This is a genomic window from Nocardia brasiliensis ATCC 700358 (genome assembly GCF_000250675.2).
Classification (GTDB): Bacteria; Actinomycetota; Actinomycetes; order Mycobacteriales; family Mycobacteriaceae; genus Nocardia; species Nocardia brasiliensis_B.
In genome coordinates, this window is record NC_018681.1 from 7577178 (window position 1) to 7594579 (window position 17402).

The 17402-nt window shown below is 66.4% G+C and carries 26 protein-coding genes; 14 read left to right on the forward strand and 12 right to left on the reverse strand.

Going from position 1 to position 17402, the window contains the following annotated elements:
- Positions 1 to 140 precede the first annotated feature (140 nt).
- A complete protein-coding gene (locus O3I_RS33595) occupies positions 141 to 2435 on the forward strand; it encodes a tetratricopeptide repeat protein (RefSeq protein ID WP_014987487.1) in 2295 nt (764 codons plus the stop codon).
- Positions 2436 to 2463: 28 nt separating this feature from the next.
- On the opposite strand, the gene O3I_RS33600 is transcribed toward O3I_RS33595, so the two are convergent.
- Together O3I_RS33600 and O3I_RS33605 are read right to left on the reverse strand one after the other, a co-directional pair.
- Complete coding sequence (locus O3I_RS33600; protein WP_202804896.1) at positions 2464 to 2697, reverse strand: prevent-host-death family protein; 234 nt, start codon at positions 2695 to 2697, stop codon at positions 2464 to 2466.
- A complete protein-coding gene (locus O3I_RS33605) occupies positions 2694 to 2933 on the reverse strand; it encodes a hypothetical protein (protein ID WP_014987489.1) in 240 nt (79 codons plus the stop codon). The genes O3I_RS33600 and O3I_RS33605 overlap by 4 nt, the downstream gene beginning before the upstream one ends.
- A gap of 235 nt (positions 2934 to 3168) precedes the next feature.
- Between O3I_RS33605 and O3I_RS33610 the strand changes: the two genes are divergently transcribed.
- Positions 3169 to 3384: a helix-turn-helix transcriptional regulator gene (locus O3I_RS33610; RefSeq protein WP_014987490.1), complete on the forward strand. Its 216-nt coding sequence runs from the start codon at positions 3169 to 3171 to the stop codon at positions 3382 to 3384.
- Between the two features lie 68 nt (positions 3385 to 3452).
- On the opposite strand, the gene O3I_RS33615 is transcribed toward O3I_RS33610, so the two are convergent.
- On the reverse strand, positions 3453 to 4418 hold the full coding sequence (locus O3I_RS33615; RefSeq protein WP_014987491.1) for a GlxA family transcriptional regulator: 966 nt from the start codon (positions 4416 to 4418) through the stop codon (positions 3453 to 3455).
- A 96-nt stretch (positions 4419 to 4514) separates the two neighbouring features.
- Between O3I_RS33615 and O3I_RS33620 the strand changes: the two genes are divergently transcribed.
- Positions 4515 to 5258: a DJ-1/PfpI family protein gene (locus O3I_RS33620; protein ID WP_014987492.1), complete on the forward strand. Its 744-nt coding sequence runs from the start codon at positions 4515 to 4517 to the stop codon at positions 5256 to 5258.
- A gap of 26 nt (positions 5259 to 5284) precedes the next feature.
- Here O3I_RS33620 and O3I_RS33625 read toward each other — a convergent pair whose 3' ends face one another.
- Positions 5285 to 5665 carry a hypothetical protein gene (locus tag O3I_RS33625; RefSeq protein ID WP_065652206.1) on the reverse strand — a complete coding sequence of 127 codons (381 nt, stop codon included), beginning with the start codon at positions 5663 to 5665 and terminating at the stop codon, positions 5285 to 5287.
- Between the two features lie 395 nt (positions 5666 to 6060).
- On the opposite strand from O3I_RS33625, the gene O3I_RS33630 reads away from it, so the two are divergent.
- Positions 6061 to 6561, forward strand: coding sequence for a hypothetical protein (locus tag O3I_RS33630; RefSeq protein WP_141691883.1), 501 nt, complete (start codon positions 6061 to 6063; stop codon positions 6559 to 6561).
- Between the two features lie 181 nt (positions 6562 to 6742).
- Here the strand turns inward: O3I_RS33630 and O3I_RS33635 are convergent, their stop codons facing one another.
- On the reverse strand, positions 6743 to 7369 hold the full coding sequence (locus O3I_RS33635; protein ID WP_014987495.1) for a GNAT family N-acetyltransferase: 627 nt from the start codon (positions 7367 to 7369) through the stop codon (positions 6743 to 6745).
- Entirely contained in the window at positions 7366 to 8646 is a 1281-nt protein-coding gene (locus O3I_RS33640; RefSeq protein WP_014987496.1) for a helix-turn-helix domain-containing protein, read from the reverse strand. Before O3I_RS33640 ends, O3I_RS33635 begins: the two co-directional genes overlap by 4 nt.
- 229 nt (positions 8647 to 8875) lie before the next feature.
- Between O3I_RS33640 and O3I_RS33645 the strand changes: the two genes are divergently transcribed.
- The 8 genes from O3I_RS33645 (at position 8876) to O3I_RS33675 (ending at position 12438) form a co-directional block, all read left to right on the forward strand.
- Complete coding sequence (locus O3I_RS33645) at positions 8876 to 9241, forward strand: hypothetical protein (RefSeq protein ID WP_014987497.1); 366 nt, start codon at positions 8876 to 8878, stop codon at positions 9239 to 9241.
- A gap of 6 nt (positions 9242 to 9247) precedes the next feature.
- Complete coding sequence (locus O3I_RS33650) at positions 9248 to 9724, forward strand: hypothetical protein (RefSeq protein ID WP_014987498.1); 477 nt, start codon at positions 9248 to 9250, stop codon at positions 9722 to 9724.
- Between the two features lie 3 nt (positions 9725 to 9727).
- A complete protein-coding gene (locus O3I_RS33655) occupies positions 9728 to 10081 on the forward strand; it encodes a hypothetical protein (protein WP_014987499.1) in 354 nt (117 codons plus the stop codon).
- 26 nt (positions 10082 to 10107) lie between these two features.
- A complete protein-coding gene (locus tag O3I_RS33660) occupies positions 10108 to 10335 on the forward strand; it encodes a hypothetical protein (RefSeq protein ID WP_041563037.1) in 228 nt (75 codons plus the stop codon).
- A gap of 223 nt (positions 10336 to 10558) precedes the next feature.
- On the forward strand, positions 10559 to 10864 hold the full coding sequence (locus O3I_RS33665; protein WP_014987501.1) for a hypothetical protein: 306 nt from the start codon (positions 10559 to 10561) through the stop codon (positions 10862 to 10864).
- An 11-nt stretch (positions 10865 to 10875) separates the two neighbouring features.
- Positions 10876 to 11061, forward strand: coding sequence for a hypothetical protein (locus tag O3I_RS33670; RefSeq protein WP_141691882.1), 186 nt, complete (start codon positions 10876 to 10878; stop codon positions 11059 to 11061).
- Between the two features lie 358 nt (positions 11062 to 11419).
- Positions 11420 to 11575 carry a hypothetical protein gene (locus O3I_RS45770; RefSeq protein ID WP_014987503.1) on the forward strand — a complete coding sequence of 52 codons (156 nt, stop codon included), beginning with the start codon at positions 11420 to 11422 and terminating at the stop codon, positions 11573 to 11575.
- Positions 11576 to 11721: 146 nt separating this feature from the next.
- The gene (locus O3I_RS33675; RefSeq protein WP_014987504.1) at positions 11722 to 12438 is read left to right on the forward strand and encodes a hypothetical protein; all 717 of its coding nucleotides are present in this window, start codon (positions 11722 to 11724) and stop codon (positions 12436 to 12438) included.
- Between the two features lie 6 nt (positions 12439 to 12444).
- Here O3I_RS33675 and O3I_RS33680 read toward each other — a convergent pair whose 3' ends face one another.
- On the reverse strand, positions 12445 to 13335 hold the full coding sequence (locus tag O3I_RS33680; RefSeq protein ID WP_014987505.1) for an NAD(P)H-binding protein: 891 nt from the start codon (positions 13333 to 13335) through the stop codon (positions 12445 to 12447).
- A 357-nt stretch (positions 13336 to 13692) separates the two neighbouring features.
- On the opposite strand from O3I_RS33680, the gene O3I_RS33685 reads away from it, so the two are divergent.
- Positions 13693 to 14229 (forward strand): DUF6886 family protein, encoded by a 537-nt coding sequence (locus O3I_RS33685; RefSeq protein ID WP_014987506.1) that lies wholly within the window; start codon positions 13693 to 13695, stop codon positions 14227 to 14229.
- Positions 14230 to 14319: 90 nt separating this feature from the next.
- Positions 14320 to 15060, forward strand: coding sequence for a TetR/AcrR family transcriptional regulator (locus tag O3I_RS33690; protein WP_014987507.1), 741 nt, complete (start codon positions 14320 to 14322; stop codon positions 15058 to 15060).
- 73 nt (positions 15061 to 15133) lie between these two features.
- Here O3I_RS33690 and O3I_RS33695 read toward each other — a convergent pair whose 3' ends face one another.
- Genes O3I_RS33695 through O3I_RS33715 form a run of 5 tightly spaced genes read right to left on the reverse strand, consistent with a single transcriptional unit; the run spans position 15134 to position 17396 of the window.
- Positions 15134 to 15631, reverse strand: a complete 498-nt coding sequence (locus O3I_RS33695) for a F0F1 ATP synthase subunit delta (protein WP_014987508.1) — start codon at positions 15629 to 15631, stop codon at positions 15134 to 15136.
- Positions 15632 to 15637: 6 nt separating this feature from the next.
- The gene (locus O3I_RS33700; protein WP_014987509.1) at positions 15638 to 16108 is read right to left on the reverse strand and encodes a F0F1 ATP synthase subunit B; all 471 of its coding nucleotides are present in this window, start codon (positions 16106 to 16108) and stop codon (positions 15638 to 15640) included.
- A 7-nt stretch (positions 16109 to 16115) separates the two neighbouring features.
- The gene (gene atpE / locus O3I_RS33705) at positions 16116 to 16376 is read right to left on the reverse strand and encodes an ATP synthase F0 subunit C (RefSeq protein WP_014987510.1); all 261 of its coding nucleotides are present in this window, start codon (positions 16374 to 16376) and stop codon (positions 16116 to 16118) included.
- Positions 16377 to 16398: 22 nt separating this feature from the next.
- The gene (atpB, locus tag O3I_RS33710; RefSeq protein WP_014987511.1) at positions 16399 to 17118 is read right to left on the reverse strand and encodes a F0F1 ATP synthase subunit A; all 720 of its coding nucleotides are present in this window, start codon (positions 17116 to 17118) and stop codon (positions 16399 to 16401) included.
- On the reverse strand, positions 17115 to 17396 hold the full coding sequence (locus O3I_RS33715; protein WP_014987512.1) for a hypothetical protein: 282 nt from the start codon (positions 17394 to 17396) through the stop codon (positions 17115 to 17117). Before O3I_RS33715 ends, atpB begins: the two co-directional genes overlap by 4 nt.
- Between the last annotated feature and the right edge of the window lie 6 nt (positions 17397 to 17402).

Genomic DNA, 17402 nt, shown 5'->3' on the forward strand with positions numbered 1-17402 from the left:
GCCCCGGCCCCTTTTACGCGCTCTGTCGGCTGAGTGAACGACTGTTGGGGGCGAGGCGTGGGCACGAGAATCAGGGGACGGCCGGACGCGGGCAGGGGTCGAGGGAAGGTGGGGCTGTGCAGCTCACTCGAGGACAGAATATGCCGCTGCCGACAACCGCTTTCACGGTTCGACTGCGGGCAGATCAGGGTGAGGTTTCGCTCGACGTGCGCGCGGTCGTGTTCCCGGCGGATGCGGGCGCTGCGGTCGACGTACTGTCCGCCGGCGACAAGGTTGCGGGAATACGCTTGTCGGACAGCGATATCGAGTTCGACCTCGCAGAACTGGACAGCGTGGTGCGTGTGGTGGTGCTCCTCAGCGACCACGACACCGTGCCGCCAGTGGAACTCGTCGCGGTCGACGGCTCGGGTCAGCCGCTGGCCGAGTTCTCGATGCCCGCGGCCGCCGGAGACCGGGCGACGATCGCCTGCGAGATCTACCTCCGTCAGCAGCGGTGGCGGATCCGCGCCGTCGGGCAGGGCTATCGGGGTGGGATAGCCGCAGCCGCAGCCGATTTGGGGTTCACCGCCGACACCACCGACCGGCGTGGCCCGGCGCATACCCCGTCGGCCGCCACCCTGCCCGACCTGCGACGCACGGTGGATGAACTGCAACGGAGCGCGGCCACCAACCCAGAACTGCTGCCTGACTTGGCCGCTGCGCTGATCGAGCTCACCAGGCGGCTCGACGCCGAGGACGACACCGTCGAAGCCGCCCTGACTTCCGAACGTGCCGTGGCGGTGCTGGCGAAGCTGGCCGCCGACCAACCGGGCGAGTTCGAGGGCTCGTGGGCGATCGAACTGTGCAATCTGGGTGTCTATCTCTTCGAACTCGACCGCTTCGACACCGCGCTCGAACACACCCGGCACTCGGCCGAAATCCTGGAGCGCCGCGCCGCCACGGACCCGGACCGCTATCTCGGACCGCTCGCGACCGCACTGTCGAACCTCTCGTATCGGCTCGTCGACGTCGGTCGCGAGACCGAGGCGCTGGCGCCGGTGCAGCGCAGCGCGCAACTGCGCGAGCACCTTGCGGCGCGGGATCCCGACACCCATCTGCAGGATCTCGTGGTGACGATGGTGTCGTTGCGCGGCCTGCTGGCGCGGATCGGGCACATCGATCAAGCGATCGAGATCGCCTACCGAACAGCGCAACTCACCGATCAGCTCGGTGACGGGCAGGTCGGCTCCCGGGTCGCCCGCCTCAATGCGCTCGACCAGCTGGTCACGGTGTTGATCGGGTTGGCCCGTCCCGATGACGCGATCGAACCGGCGCGCAACTGGGTCGCCGTCGCCGGACAGCTCGCCGCCGACAACCCGGTGTTCCGCTCCGCCCACGCGAAGGCACTCGATCAACTGGCCGCGGCGCTCGACATGTCCGGCTCGCTCGCGGAATCGGTGCTGGAGAATCAGCGCTGTGTCGCCCTCTACGCACAGCTGGCAGCCGAGGAGCCGCAACGCTACCGCGCCGAGTACGCCTTGGCGTCGATGCGATTGGGGTTGCGGCTGGAGGAGAACGGCGATCCCGACACCGCACTGGCACCGGCACGACGTGCGGTCGAAGTGTTCGAAAGCCTTGCCGCCGAAGACCCTTCGACCTATCGCCACCAGTTCGCGTTGGCGTTGCACAATCTCATCGCGCCGCTCGACAGCAGCGGGCGGGTCGACGAAGCGCTACGCGCCGCCCGCCAGGTCGTGCAGATCCGCGACGAACTCGCCAGAGCGAACCCGACCGGCGTGGTCGACCTGAGCTATTCGCTGAACAACCTGGCCATTCTGCTGGGCGCGGTGGACAACACCGAGGCGATCGCCTGCGCACAGCGCGCCGTCGCACTGCTCGAACGATCGCCCGGCACCGACGACAACCAGCTCGACATCATGGCCAGAGCGTTGGAGACGCTCGCGAATCGCCTCGACCACAGCGGATTTCACGCAGAAGCGGTCGGTCCCGCACAGCGCTCGGTGGCCTGCTTCGAAAAGCTCGCCGCGGCACGGCCAGGCCCGTCCGGCGACCTGGCCCGCGCCTTGACGAACTTCAGCAACAAGCTGTCCGCCAACGACATGCACAACGAGGCGCTGGCGGCGGCACAGCGCGCCACCGCCCTGCTCGAAGAACTGGCCGCCGTCCAACCGGCCGCCTACACCCAATCACTCGGCTTCGCACTGCACACCCTCGGTGCCCGGTTGGCCGTACTCGGCCGTCTCACCGAAGCTTTGGGCCCGGCGCAGCGCGCCGTCGACATCTTCGAACGACTAGCCGCCGCCCACCCTTCCGTCCACGCCGACCACCTCGCCACCGCCCTCGACAACCTCGCCCGCATGCACCGCAACCTGGGCCACCACCCCGAAGCAACCGAGGCCGCACACCGCGCCGAGTCCGCCCGTCGCCCACGATGACACCCCTCGGCCATGAATGCGGTTCTCGCTAGCCGGTTTCCAGATGGGCCGTGAGTATCCGAGCCGCGGCGTCGGCGCCGCCCACCTGGAGGATGAGTTCGCCCAGCTCGACCGGAACGACCGCCGCCTGTCGCTTGTCCCGGCTCGTCAGGAAGTAGCTGCGGCGCAAGAGCCTAACGTTGTTGATCAGCTCGGACAGGTTCGCCCGAGCGACGGCGATGGGCTGTTCCGCGCTGTCGGTATCCATAGCCGGTTTACTCATGACGTGTGCTTACGTGGTCGGCCGCCGTGGCCTGGGCGGCGGGCATGCCATTCGTCGATGGTCTCGGGGAGCCAGCCGCGGGTGGTGCCGCGGGGCACGGTGCCGTCGGCGTTCAGCGGGCCGATGATCGCGTCGGGCTCGGGGAGTTTGTAGTTGCTGAGTGCGCCCTGCTGTACGCCCAGTCGTTCGGCGACCTGGCCGCGGCTGAGGTACATCGCCTTATTTCGTTCGGACATAGCAGCTTCGACTCCTGGATGAACCACACGTGGTGAGGTCGGCGGTGCCCGTCCCGGCGCGAATCAGCTCCCCCTTCCCAGCCGTCAACCTAGTTCACGTCGAATCATGTTGCAAGCCTGGACGTCTCAACACCACCGATCCTGTGGTGAACGCCAAATCTCTTTGCGGTCAGTCGTTCCCGTGCACGACCGCGATCCAGCCGTGCTGGTCGTAGCGTCCCGGTAGGTTTGGCGCATGGCTGAGATCACCGCACAGCAGTGCGTCGACATCCTGTTCGAGACGACAGGGCGGCGGATCGGACCAGGTACCTTCCGTTCATACGCACACCGGGGCTATGCCCCCGCTCCGGTGCGGCACATCGGCCGGACTCCGGTGTGGGACGAGGCGGAGATCGTGGAATGGATAGCGGAGCGACCCGGGCAAGGCACCCGCACCGATCTGAGCAGCTGACGCCCGGCCGCAGTGGCGTCGGCCCGCATTACGTGCCGAGCATCACGTCCGCAGACGTCGATGCGGGCTCAGCCTCGCTCGTTGCGGCGGCTGGTGCGGCGATAGGCCGAAGGCGGAGTCGCAAAGTGGTCGAGGAACGCTTGGCGGAGAGTTTCGGTGGAGCCGAAACCGCAACGGCGGGCCACCGCGGTGAGCGGGAGGTCGGTGCCGGCCAGCAGTTCGGCGGCGGCTTTGGTGCGCATCGCACGCACGTAACGGCTGGGAGTCGTGCCGAGGTGGGTGTCGAACAAGCGGGTGAGCTGGCGGGCGCTCAGGCCGACCCGGTCTGCCAGGGTGGGAGCGCTCAGGTCGGCGTCGATGTGGCCGGTGATGTGGCCGACCAGATCACCCACCACCCGATGGTTGGGTGGCGACGCGGCGACGTACATGCTGATCTGCGCCTGATTGCCCGGGCGCTGTAGGTAGACGACCAGGCTCTTCGCGATATCGCGGGCCAGGGTCGGGCCGTGGTCTTCCTCGATCAATGCGAGTGTCACATCGAGTGCACTGGTCACCCCGGCCGCGGTGTAGACCGCGCCGTCCTTGATGAACAATGGCGCCGGATCGACGGTTACCAGCGGATACATTCGTGCCAGATCGGCCGCGTATTCCCAGTGTGTGGTCGCCCGTTTGCCGTCGAGCAGTCCTGCGGCGGCGAGCACGAACGCCCCGGAGCAGATCGAGACGATCCGCCTGCTCGAGGCGGCCAGTCTGCGGATATGGGTGAGCGTCGGCCCGTGCGTGGTCACCCATCGGCTGCCCGGCCCACCCGCGACGATCAGGGTGTCGAGCGGACCATCGAGCCGATCGATTCGCTGTGCCGCGAGCAGGCTCAGCCCGGAACTGCATCGCATCGGCCCTTCCTCGACCCCGGCGAGGCCCACCCGATAGGACGGCCGCTCGACGGCACGGTTGGCGAAATCGAACACCTCTGTGGTGCAGGCGATTTCAAGCAGAGCCGCGTCGGGATAGCCGACGACGACAACGTTGCGCATACCGCCGACCCTACGCTGACCGGCCGATGGACATGGTTCGCAGGATTTCGGACAACGCCCCCGCACCGCCCCGTGGCTCGCGCGATCCTGGAGCACATGACCGACGAAACGAAGACCATTGCGTGCGTGCTGTTTCCGGGCGTCGACCCGCTGGATCTGATCGGGCCGATGCAACCGCTCGGCTTCCTCGGCCATGTGCTGCCAGGATGGCGCACGGTGGCCGTGGGCGAGCAATTGATCGCGTACGAAACTGACGGCGGCCCTTTACGTCTCACGCCGAGCCATACTTTCGCCGAGGTGCCTGCGCCTGACGTGCTCGTGGTGCCCGGCGCTTCGACACCGCTGTTTCGCGCGATGTCCGATCGCGTCCTGACCGACTATGTCCGCTCCGCCGCCGAGCACGCGCAGATCGTCGCCTCGGTGTGCTCGGGATCACTGCTGCTCGCCGCGGCAGGTCTGCTCGACGGACGCAAGGCCACCACGCACTGGACGGCCTTCGATCTGCTGGCCGAGCTCGGCGTGCACCCGGTGCGGGCACGCTGGGTGGAAGACGGCCGATTCGTCACCGCCGCAGGCCAATCCGCCGGCATCGACATGGGCCTGCATTTGGTCGAGCGGCTCGGCGGTACCGATATCGCCAGGCTGACACAGTACGCGATGGAGTACGACCCCGAGCCGCCACTGGGCAGGCTCGACTGGCAGCAAGCACCGCACGAATTCTTCGATCCGTTCGTGCGGGAGTGGGTCACCGACGGACTCGCCGACAACCCGGAATTGGCAGCGTCTTTGCTGGAGCGTGCCCGGGCAGGGCAGGCCCTGCGGCAAAGCACCGCACAATGAGCGGCTCGGCGTGGTGAACCAGCCCCTCAGGGCTGTTCGGGATCGACTCTGCGCGGCTTGGCCACGCGCCGGATCCCGGCGGCCGGGGCATCCCGTTTTCGTCGCTGGGCGGCGAGATCGACGACACTTGCCTCGTGCTCGCCTGCGCCGTCCTCGACTGGGCCGGCGTCGAGCGGCCATTCCCCGGTTTCGCGCTGCAGTTCCGATCGCATGACAGGTCTGGTCGGGGCGGGGTCGAAGACGGTGCCCGGCGCCTGCCACGGTTTGCGCGCGGGTTCCCCCGCGTCGTGCTTCATTCGTCGCGGGCGGTGGGGCAGCCGGATGAGCTTCGACTCGCCGTCGCTCGCGTCGGGCTGATCGGTCTCGGCCGCCCGTAGGCCTTCCAGCTTCCGGCGTACCCGTTCCACCGCATCGAGCCTGTCTTCGCCGGGTCCCGGCGGGGATCCCCGCTCCGGCTCGTCCCGGTCCGACATCGTCCTAGCAGCCTGTGGGCGCGACGACACCCGTCGGCACCGCGGATCGAGCTCTGAACATTTTCCTGATTACGTCACTCACGCCCGTATTCTCTCTCAGGACGTCCGGGCGTGTCGCCTACCCTCGGGTTCCGGACGCGATCGCAGGTGACCGCCCTGGTCCGTCAGGTGAGCCCGTGCGCCACGGCGGCCGCGGTCACACTGGCCCCCGCGAACGCTTTGCCAGGCAGCAGCCCGGGCTGGGGCCGTCCGATCCCGCCCGCAAGCCCCCCTGCTCGGCCATCAGCGATTGCGCCACCAAACCAACCGCAATGGTGGACCATTCGAGCATGACGGGGGACGCTCCGGAACCAGCACAGCGCGCGCAGGCGACAACCGAGCAGATGACCGCGATGCGGGACCAAGTCGACCAGTTGGTCGATGAGGCAGCCCGGCAAGGCAGGCAAGCCCGCGACTGGGCACGATTCTGGAACACCACTCATATCGTGCTCGGGTTCCCCGCCGCGGTGCTCGCGGCCATCTCCGGAGCCACCGGGCTGGCCTCTGCCGATCTTCGCGTACCCGCCGCGCTGCTCGCGCTGATTTCCGCCGGGCTCTCGGCCGGTGCGGGCTTTCTGCGCAGTGACGTCCGCGCCGCCGCGAACTCGAACCGCAAACGCGGCTGGCGCGCACTGGAAGCAGAAGCCCGCCTGGTCCAAGTCCAGGAGGCCTACGCAGACCCACCTGCTCTGTACGGGGCCCTGCGCCGACTCCTGGAGCAACGCAAAGCCGTGATGGCGAACAATTCCGACTCCGGCCCGGACCCGAGACCCACCGACATCGCCGGCTGATGTTCGCCGCGCCTGGTAATCGAAAGGCGCCGGCGGGGGTATTGCGAGTCGACCTACTAGAGGAGGTTGCTCATGCATCGCGCGAACGAGGTCGACGACAACGAGACGGACGAGCCGAAGGGCGGACGACCGGGCCCCACCGATGAGGGGCGCGACGGGGGCACGAGTGGATGCGGGGCACCTACTGGGACGACTGTCCGAGCCTGGACGGTGAGGCGGGCACGAGGTCGTGGATTAGAACATCGAAGTTCGGTGCGGCCGGCCAGCTCGGGCGCAGCGTCCCTACTCGATACCAGCCCCATTTACGGTAGGTGGTGTATGCACGCTCGTTGTCTGGCTGAACCAGCAGGGTAGCGCGGCTCTCAGGACGGCCCGCGAGTAGTTCGTCGTGGAGAGCGTGGGCGATCCCTCGGCCGGTCAGCTCAGAGCGGACCATGATCTCGCTGAGCGCGAACGTCCTGTGTCCGTCCTCTACGGTGAACTCCGCGAGGTCGCCCTCAGCGAGCTGTAGTCCGGTCCACCAAGCGGTTCCCTCGTGCAGAGGCCAACCCCACGCTTGACCACCTGGTTCGCCGTCGATCAGAGCGACGGCCAACTCGAATCCAGGTTGGCGGCCGGGATCGGTGTACGCGTCGAACCGCTGCATGAACGCCTCTGGCGCTTCGAAGTCCTCGCCTGATTCGATGGCGTCAACATAGGCCCCTCGAAAAATGGCTTCAACCTTGGGCCGGATACCTCGTGCCTGCTCGGCCGAGTACCGCTGAAACTCGAGACCCGGCAGGGTCGAGGCTGGTTGCTCGGTGGTCACGTCGTCGCCGCCTGTCGCGTCAGCATGTCGAATCGTTCGGGAAATTCACTGGACGAGTCAACAGGGAAGGCTTTCCGAACTGGTTCCAGCACTCGCAATGTGCGTGTAGAAGACACCGAATCTTCAAGGTCAGCTAGGACAGTCAGCCCCTGGTCTACCGCGCCGTTGATGTCGCCGATGTTGGCAAGAGCTGCCGCCCAGCCTGCTCGGTAAACTGCGGCGTTACGAGCGCCAGCTTGGGCTAGGGCGAGTCCGGCCGAGAGGTCGGCCGCTTGGGTGAACGACCCGAGATCGCCGAATCCGCGAATCTCATGGAACCGAACCTCTGTGGGCGACATGAAGGTAAGCCACTCGGGGCACTGGTCGGCAGGTTCATGTTCAAGAGCGAAATCGAGTTCACGCCAGGCGGTTGCGACTGCCCGGCCGAATCCAGTTCGATCGCCGAGAACGCCATACGCCTGCGCTTGGCGCGTCGCGATCAAGGCGTGAATCCGGCCCGGCGGATGGCCTCGGGTGAGGTCTTGGGCGCGGGCAACGTGGCCTAGCGCCCTGTGTGGATTTCCGTTGCCGACCCGGCTCAGCCAGATCGATTGGTGCGCAGCGTTGAGACAGACGTGCACGGTCAGTTCGTCGTCGCCAGCTTGGTTCGCCAAGGAGAACGCGTCGGCGTAGCAACGCAACGCGAGCGAGTGCATATCGGCATCGTAGGCAAGCCACCCTGCCAGTGCCGCAAGGTTTCCCGCAGCGCTCATGAAAAGCTTGCCCGCAGACTCATCGAACGTGCAGGTTTCAAGAAGGTCTTTCGCCAGGTCTAGCCTGTCGACTGCCTCGCGCACGAGAGAGACCCCTCCGACTACCTGGTCACGACTGTTCAAGTCGGAGACGCGCTCCATAAGCCGCCTAGCGTCACCGATGCCGATGCGGCTCAGCGGTGAAGCCGACCCGGCGAGGGCGGCACCGATCGCGATCCCGAAATCTCGCCGCTTCACCTCGTCCTCCAGCACAATCGACTGCTCGAGCACCGCGAGCGTGCGGTGCGGCCCGCCATCCATTGCAGCACGGAAGCGGGCACGCTGCTCGTCGGTCAGCCGTGCAAGTGCGGTGTCCAACGCCTGCGCGGATTCGCCGCGGACGGGGCGATCCGGTGTCGCCTTTTCCCACTTCCGCACGGTGGGCTCGCTGTACCCCAGATCTTCACCGAACCGCGCTTTTGTCAGCCGCAATGCGCACTCACGCAGCGCCGCGACCTCGATGCCTGTCCATCTATTGACGATCATCGCCGCCCCTGTTCGTGCTCACAACGCACTCTTTCGGAAGCGTATCGCTTCCGTGCGGTTCTTTGTCTGGGATCGAACTCGCTGGTCCGCGACTCTCGATGTAGGTCCCGACGCCGGTTGGAAGGCGCTTCCTCTTCCGCACACCACTCGTGTTGAACCGCAAGGTAGGTGTGTGTGCCGCCCCGGCGTCGGGTGCTTCGCACCGACGAGCGACCAGGAGGCGCAGGCGATGGGTTCGGACGACGAATTGCGTTCACCGTTGAAGGTGACGCCACAGCAGAGCTACTACGCGCAGCGGTACTACCTCGAGCACCACGGCACACCTGAGCAGGTAGCCGAGTTCTCCGCGGCCGGGCCACCGCCACCAGAGAAGACGGACGGGGTCACCGGGAAGATCCTGTACTACGAAGCGAACACGCCGACGGTCGAAGAGGTCGCTGCCCTGCTGTCGGAGATGGAAGAGGCGGGCTGGATCACTGGCGCAACACGGCAGACGCTTGCCGAGCTGCCGCCCGAGGACGGCGTCGCCGTGCTGAAAGCTCGCATGGTGGAACCAGATTCCGACCAGCCGCAACCGCCCGCCGGGATCGAGTGACCCGCCATGCCGAACACCGAGATACCAACGGAAAAGCGTGCGGCGGCGTTGGAATCGAAACGCCGGTTCCATGAGGTCACGTGCGGGTTGTCTACCCGGATACGGCCGGAGTTCGCGCGACTCGAGTTCACGGTCGGCAGCGTCGGCGCGGTCATGATGCCCGCGCACATCGGCGCATTGGTCAAAGCGCGAATGCTGGCCCAGCCCTACGGCCAAGCAGGGCCGATCGTTTCGCATCCACGCTCGAAACGGTGGACGCTCCTCGTGCGCCCCGACATTCCGTACGACATCCCGCTTTTCGCAGAGTTGAACCGGGACAACGTATCTGTGGTTCCGATCGGTAGCGAGGTCCCGTTGCCCTCACCGTTCGCTCAACCCCTCAGCTACCGGGAGTGGGTACTCGAACCGATCGACGACTTCCAGCCCTCGGGCCTTGCGGTAGTGAACATGATCCGGTCCTGTGTATCCCTGCTCCGGCGGTAACCCATGGCCCGCCGCCGCAACGAACGCGACCGCGGGATGCATGACGCATTCGCGGTGTGCCTCGGCTCCTTCCTCGATATCAACGCCGGTCTCGGTGGGATCGCTCTGCGCCGCTCGACCGAGATCGCGCCGTCGGTGCGGCACCTGCTCGCCGACTATCACAAGGACACCGTTGACAGGTTGTGGAACGCACCCGCAGACAGCCGACCGCAGATGCATCGCGCAGACGGAACGGTCGATGTTCTCGATGAGGACGGCTGGGTGTGCGAGCCGGAGCCGGACGGACCCGTAATCGACGTCGAACCTATCAGCGTGAGCGATACGGCTGGGACCTCCAGCCCAGCACGGAGCGGCTGATCTTCAACGTGGTGCACGGAACCGACATGCTGGCCTCGGCGACCGGCGAAGCGCCGCGAGATGAATTCGACCGGATACCCGAAGTCACCAAGAACACGTTGCGCCGCTATGGGATTCACACGATGGCGACGTTGTCGGATATGACCGACGCGCAGCTGTGCGAATTCGAGAACCTAGGACCGGCCAGGGTCGAAAAGCTGCGCGTCGGCATCACGAAGTGGAAAGCGAAGTGCGCTGCAAGGTCGGGAACCTGAAGCTGCTGCAGCCTCTTCGCAGACCTGCGCAGAAGTACTGGGCGCACAAGGTCGCCCAGACTAAGGAAAGATGGGGTCTCCCATGTTATATCGTTGTAACGCAATTCTTTTCGCTGGACTACTATGCTGCGCCCCGCTTGGCGGAGCGGCGACCGCCGGTGCACATTCGGAGTTCGTTCCCGCCAAGTCTTGCGGGTTCGAGTTCACCCACAGTCGGCCGTCGGTGTACCCACCGCAGATCATCGGTAATGGCTTCGCCCAGTGCGACGTGCCGCCCATCGAGCACATTCTGACTCTGGCACTGGAGTACAACCAAGGGGGTAAATGGATGAACGCCGCCTACATCACCGATGCGGGGATCCCGCCGGGGCCGCCGAACTCCCGGTCGTACGAGGTGAAGGCAGCCTGTTACGCGGGAACCTGGCGTGTCAGTATGAGCGTCGCTGGCAAGCTGCAAGGAAACCCGTTCGTGTTCAGCGACTCCTCGACCACGCGCGACGTGCCGACCAGCCAATGCCCGAGCCGATGAAAGGACAACCGGTGCCGGAGCCTATCGACGTGAGCAAGTCGCGGGAGCTGCGCGACAAGATCCAACCGATCTACGAGGAAACCGTCGCGCTGCTCGGTGCCGAGCACGCTGCGGCGGTCTCATTACAGCAGGCCGTGCGCGAACTCGCGGCCGCCGCGCCTGTCCCGCGGCAGTATGGCGATTACGACGCGGGCTGACACGCCAAGAGCGCCCCGACCTGATGACAGGCCGGAGCAGCGCCTCGAACGACGCGCCCGCCCAACCGGCGCCTCGGCCGGGCGGGAAGCACAGCAGGCGCGCGAACCACGCGGCGCGGGTGAGGTTCTCGAACGTCCGGGAGGTCTCGCCGGTTTCGCGGCTTCGGTCTACGACAACGGACAACATCGTCATCCCGCCGATCAACCTGGTGCTGCGCGCTGTCTGCCAGGACCGCTGACCAGCGGACTCGAGCCCCACCGACAACCTCACCCGAAAGTCGCCGAGAACGCATCGTCTCGTGTGATCGAAACGTGCCGGCGGGGGTATTGCGAGTCGACCTACTAGAGGAGGTTGCTCATGCATCGCGCGAACGAGGTCGACCACAACGAGACGGACGAGCCGAAGGGCGGACGGCCGGGTCCCACCGATGAGGGGCGCGACGGGGGGATGGCGACGCGGGAGATCGCACCCGAGTTGACCGAGACCGACGGAGCACAGGAACCTCCGGACTGAGCGCGCTGAGGGCGGATCCGTTCGCGGGAACCGCGTATATCCGGGCTGACCTCGATCGATATCAGGGGCTTCCCGGATCCCGCGACCGGTCATGGCTACCTACGCTGAAAACTCCATCGCGACTTTCGGAGGGCGGGCCGAAAATCATGTCCGAGCAGATCATCGGCAGCCCCCGGGCGTTGCGTGGCAAGGCAGCGGGCGCGCTCGCCGTGCTGGGCAGTCTCTGCACGATCGTCGCCGGGGTGATCCAGTGGCGGCAGGACATCCCCCGCGGCGATGCCCTCGACGTCCTGTCCTACGTCGAGGGTCGCCCGTGGTTTCTCGCCGCATACCTCGGCATCATCGGCATGATCTGCTGGGCGGTCGCGTTGTCGACGGCCGGCCGAGCGCTGGCCGATCCCTCCGCCCGTGCGCTCGCGCGGATGGTCGACCCGATCCTGTTCGTCGGTGTCGCGGTGTTCTCGGTCGATTACGCCCACGATGGAGTCACGACCGGAGTGCTGGCGCGGCAGTGGGCCGACGGCGACCGCACGGCGGCGCAAGCGCAGGCCGCTTACCAGGTCGTCGAGGGGCTCGTCGGCGGGACGACCATGCTCGCCCATGTCCTCATCGGTTCGGCGTTCACCGGTTACGCAGTGGCTCTGCTGCTCAGCCGCCAGTTCTCCCCCACGCTGTGCTGGTTCGGGATCGTGCTCTCATTCGGTTGGTTCGCCGGTGGGTCGGCGCTGTTCCTGCGACTACCGGGAGCCGGATTCGAATTCTTGCTCCCGTTCATCAGCGCGGTGACGATCTGGCTCGCGGTGCTGGGAATCATGTTGCTGCGCAACGCATCCAGAGGTTCGGGTCAACCGGCTGAAGCTTAGTGCACGTCACTGGTACGCCGGTCCCGCACTGCCAGGAGAAGCCGACAACGCCGCACGCAGAACCGCCGCGAATTCGGTCGGCTCACGATTGATCAACCGTGCCAATGTCGGGTCGACCGTGGCGAATTCACCGGCTCGACCCGCGGCGAAGATGTCCACCATCATGTCCGCCTGCGCCGCCGGAACACCGTCACTCAGCAGCTGCTGCCGGAATTCCGCGTCGGATACGGTGACGCGCTTGATGGTTCGGCCCGTCAGCTCGGACGCCAGCGCGGCGATCTCCTCGAAGTCGATGGCCCGCGCGGCCGTCAATGGCGGTGTGGGACCGTCGAATCGAGCGTCGCCGGCCAGGATCGCCGCAGCCGCGTCGGCGAGGTCGGCGTGTGCGGTCCAGCTCACCGGACCGTCCTCGGGCAACACCAGCCGCCCGGTCTCGGCGGCCTGTCCGAGAAGCCGCACCGCGCTCGCGGCGTAGAACCCGTTGCGGAGCGCGGTGAACGGCACGCCGCAGGCTTGCAGCATCCGCTCGTCCGCGGCGTGATCGCGGCAGGCCTCGAATCGCGAAGCTGCCGCGGCACCCATATGGCTGGTGTAGAGGATGCGCCGGGCGCCCGCCGCGACCGCTCCCGCCACTGCTGCTCGATGCTGATGAACAGCCTCGGAACCGAGCTTGTCGACCGAGACGACCAGCACCTGCTCCGCATTCTCGAAGGCGTGGGCGAGGCCGTCCGGATCGGTGAAACTGCCCTGTCGCACTCGTATCCCCCGCTCGGCCAGATACTGGGCTTTGCGCGGATCGCGGACGCTCACACCCACTCGGTCGGCGGGCACGCGTGTCAGCAGGCGCTCGACAATCTGCCTTCCCAGCTGCCCGGTTGCTCCGGTCACGATGATCATGCACTTCTCCTGGTTCCAATGGAAACATTTATACGTTAACAATGATACTTCCACCGGAATCAGTCAAACGGTATCGCTGATTCACGACCGCGCCCGCCGGAGCAACCCCCGCTGACACGTCGCCCGAGGAGCAGTTCGAGCTACTCGAACTCTGGCCCTCGCTCGGCACCGCGTGCTGGACGTTCACCGCTCGCCACCGGTCGACGGCAGAGCAGAAGTAGATCGACTTATCGCAGCGCTCTGACCGGCGCCACGGTCTCGAACGACCGCCCATGCGGCAGAAGATGATTCGAAGGGCTGCGGCAGACGGGCTGAAATTCGTTGAGCCCGGCTGACCGACGTGGTAGCAATGGCGGCATGTACCCCGCGCCGGGTGAAGTTCTGCATTTCTCCGAAGATCCCACGATCACACGATTCGTTCCCCACGTCGCGCCGACCGCCCGGCAGGCCGGTGCCTACGTGTGGGCGGTGGACCGTCTACGAGCGCCCGACTACTGGTTTCCGCGCAACTGTCCTCGCGCGATGGCATGGGTCGTGCCGACCTCGACCTCCGCTGATCGCGACAGAATCCTCGGCGCGGGAAGCGGAGATCGCGTGCACGCCATCGAGTATCGCTGGCTGGACGCGATGCGTACCGTCGAGCTGTTTGCCTACCGCCTGCCCGCGTCAGCGTTCCGGCCGTTCGGCAGTCCGGTGCCGCACGCCCATGTCGCGACGGTGCCCGTCGACCCGCTGGGGCCACCTCAAGCGGTCGGGGATCTCCTCGGTCTGCATGAGCAAGCCGGAATTCAGCTGCGCGTACTGCCGGCCCTGGGGGATTTCTGGACTGCCGTGACGTCGAGTTCCCTTGGCTTCAGCGGCATTCGGTTGCGCGGCAGCCGACCGCGCGCCTAGCCGGTGCCAGTCTGTGGCGATACGGGACCACCGAGCGATCATGCACTCTTCCTGATTCCAACGGAAACTATCAACCGTTATCGTTGATCCATGACCTCGCCCTCTGCTCGCCGGAACGGCACCGCGGAACCCGACGGCACCGCGACGACGCGCGAACAGCACCGGCAGCGCGTCATCGAAGCCGCCGCCGACCTGCTGGAGCGCGGCGGCCGGGACGCGGTCACCACGCGTGCGGTCGCCGACGCGGCGGGCGTGCAACCCCCGGCCATCTACCGGCTGTTCGGCGACAAGGACGGACTGCTCGAGGCGGTGGCGCAGTACGGTTTCGCGAAGTTCGTCGCGAGCAAACACCTCGACCCCGACCCCGCCGACCCCATCGAAGACCTCCGCGCCGCATGGGATCTCGCGGTCGAGTTCGGTCTGTCCAACCCCGCGCTCTACACCCTCATGTACAGCGAACCCGCGGGAACCGAGTCGGCCGCGTTCCAGGCCGGACTGGAGATCCTACGCGAACGGGTCCGTCGCCTCGCCGCGGGCGGCTGGCTGCGGGTCGACGAGCAGCTCGCGGCCGGGATCATCCACGCGACCGGCCGCGGCGCCGTCCTGACCTGGCTGTCCCTACCGGGAGCCGACCGCGACCCGGCCCTGCTCACCGCACTCCGCGAAGCCATGGTCACCGCGATCACCACCGAACGCCCGGCCGTACCCGACGCCGGCCCCGCCGCCGCCGCACGAGCCCTCCGCGCCTCCCTCCCCGACGAAACCCCTCTCACCCCCGCCGAACAACACCTCCTCCGCGAATGGCTGGACCGACTCGCAGCCGGACATTGAACGGTGCCGATTCAGCACCATTCAATTCACCAATCTCACTGCTACACAGCTCCTTTCGAACAGATAACCACCTTCAGCGCATTGCCTCCAGTTCGTCGAGGAAGCGGTCGGTGGCGGTGGTTTTGGCTCGGGGGGTGGTGAAGTGGGTGCGGACTTGTTGTTCGGTGCGGGTCAGGATGGCGGTGTGCAGGGTGGTGCGGAGTTCACGGGTCAGTTCGGTGCGTAGGCGGGCCAGGCGTGCGTGGCCGGAACTGTGCTGCCGCAACGCTTCCGCTTCGGCGGCTACTCGTGACTGTTCGAGGATGTGGGCGGCGTCGGTGTGCGCGTCTTGTTCGAGATGCCGGGCGGCGATGGCGATTTGCGCCACCGCCGCCTCGTCCGCCTCGGCGGCCGCCACGACCCGGTTCGCCGCCCGTTCGCTGTCCGCCAGCTGTGCTCGAACTACGTTCTGCGCCTTCGCCATTGCGGTAAGCAGCGGTGGCACAACCCATTTGACGAGCACCCAGACGATGATCGCGAAACCGAACAGCTGACTCAGGAAAACCGGCCAGTCCCAGACGATGTCGTGCACCTGCGACTACCTCCTTCCGACCTGGGCCCGGTCGGCGATGACGCGATCGGCGAGCGTCCGGGCGAGCGGTTCGACGCTGGCGTGCAGTTCCGCGCCGATCCGCTCGGCCTCGGCGCGCAACTCGAGGGCCGCCTGGGCCACCATGGCGTCGGCCTCTTTCTGTGCACCGGATTTGCGCTGGGCGATCAGCGAACGGCCTTGCGCCCGAGCTTGTTTCCGGATCACGGCGGCCGCGCCCTGGGCTTCGGCGAGCGCCGCCCGATAGCGCTGATCGACCTCGGCGCGTAGCGTTGCGGCCGCCCGTTCATCCGCTTCGGTCTTGGCGACCCGCGCTTCGCGTTCTTCCAGTGCGCGATTGATCGGCGGTACCACGAAGCGCCAGATGACGCCGAGCACGGTCACGAAGATGAGCAACTCGGCGAAGAAGGTGCCGTTGGGGAGCAGGAAGTTCTCTCCGGCAGTGTTTTTCGTCGACATGTCGCGCCTACTTGCCCGGTGTCGCGAACACGAGCAGCGCCATGAAGGTGAGATTGATGAAGTACACGGCGTCGATCAAGCTGACCGTCATCAGGTAGTTGCCGCGCAACCGGCCTTCGGCCTCCGGCTGCCGGGCCACGCCGCCGATCAGCGACGAACCCACCATGCCGTTGCCGACACCGGCGCCGATGGCGCCGCCGAGCATGATCAGTCCGCCACCGATGAGCGCCGCCGACTGGATGATCGCCGCGTTGGTGATGTCTGCCATTTTCTTGTTCCCTTCTTCGTGGTCAGTGGTTTTCGTGCTCGCGCGACATCGACTCGGCGAAATAGAGGATGGTCAGCAGCGAGAAGATGAACGCCTGGATGAGCCCGACGAACAGGTCGAACAGCTTCCAGGCCGCGTTCGGGGCCCAGCTGATCCAGGCGGGCAGCAACGTGATGACCGACAGCATCACGCCCCCGGCGAAGATGTTCCCGAACAGCCGCAGCGACAGGGACAGCGGTTTCGCGATTTCCTCGATGATGTTGATGAGCACCATCCCCCACCCCGCGTGCCCCTTCAGCGTCTGCTTCAGGTGACCGAGCGGGCCGCGCCGGACGATGCCCGCGGCCTGGTAGCCGAAGAAGACGAAAACCGCCAGGGCGTAGACGAAGTTGACGTCCGCCGCCGGCGGATGGATCAGTTCACCCGAGCCGTATCGCACCGGCAGCACCGCCAACCAGTTCGACAGCAGGATGAAGATGAACAGGGTGACGGTGAGCGGTAGCACGAACGGCGCGACCCGCATCCCGATCGCACTCTCCACCTGATTGCGCAGTTGGACGGTGACGGTCTCGAAGAACAGCTGCACCCCGTTGGGCACGCCGGAGGTCACCGTGGCCCGCAGATAGAACGCAAGCCCGAGCACCACCACCGCCGCCACACCGGTCGACACGATGGTGTCGATGTTGAACTCCAGTCCGAGCAGCCGTACCGTCTGGTGCTCGCCGACCTTGATCGTCGTCATGTCTGCCCCTGCAACGCCGGTCGCCGGATTCGGAACAGCCGGGCGGCGTGGAATATCGCGAGCCCGAAGAACACGCCCACGCCGGGCGCCCCGGCCAGGAATGCGATCGCGATCGAAACCACGGTCAGCACAAGCAATCTCGTCATCGACAGCAGGATCAACCGCCCGCTCGTCACGTCGTCGTCCACGATGCGGGTGATCGCCCGCCGCGTCCACAGGGCATTTCCCCACCCGAGCGCGAGTCCCGCGCAGAAGTACATCGCCGTTGGCATCATCACCGGAGC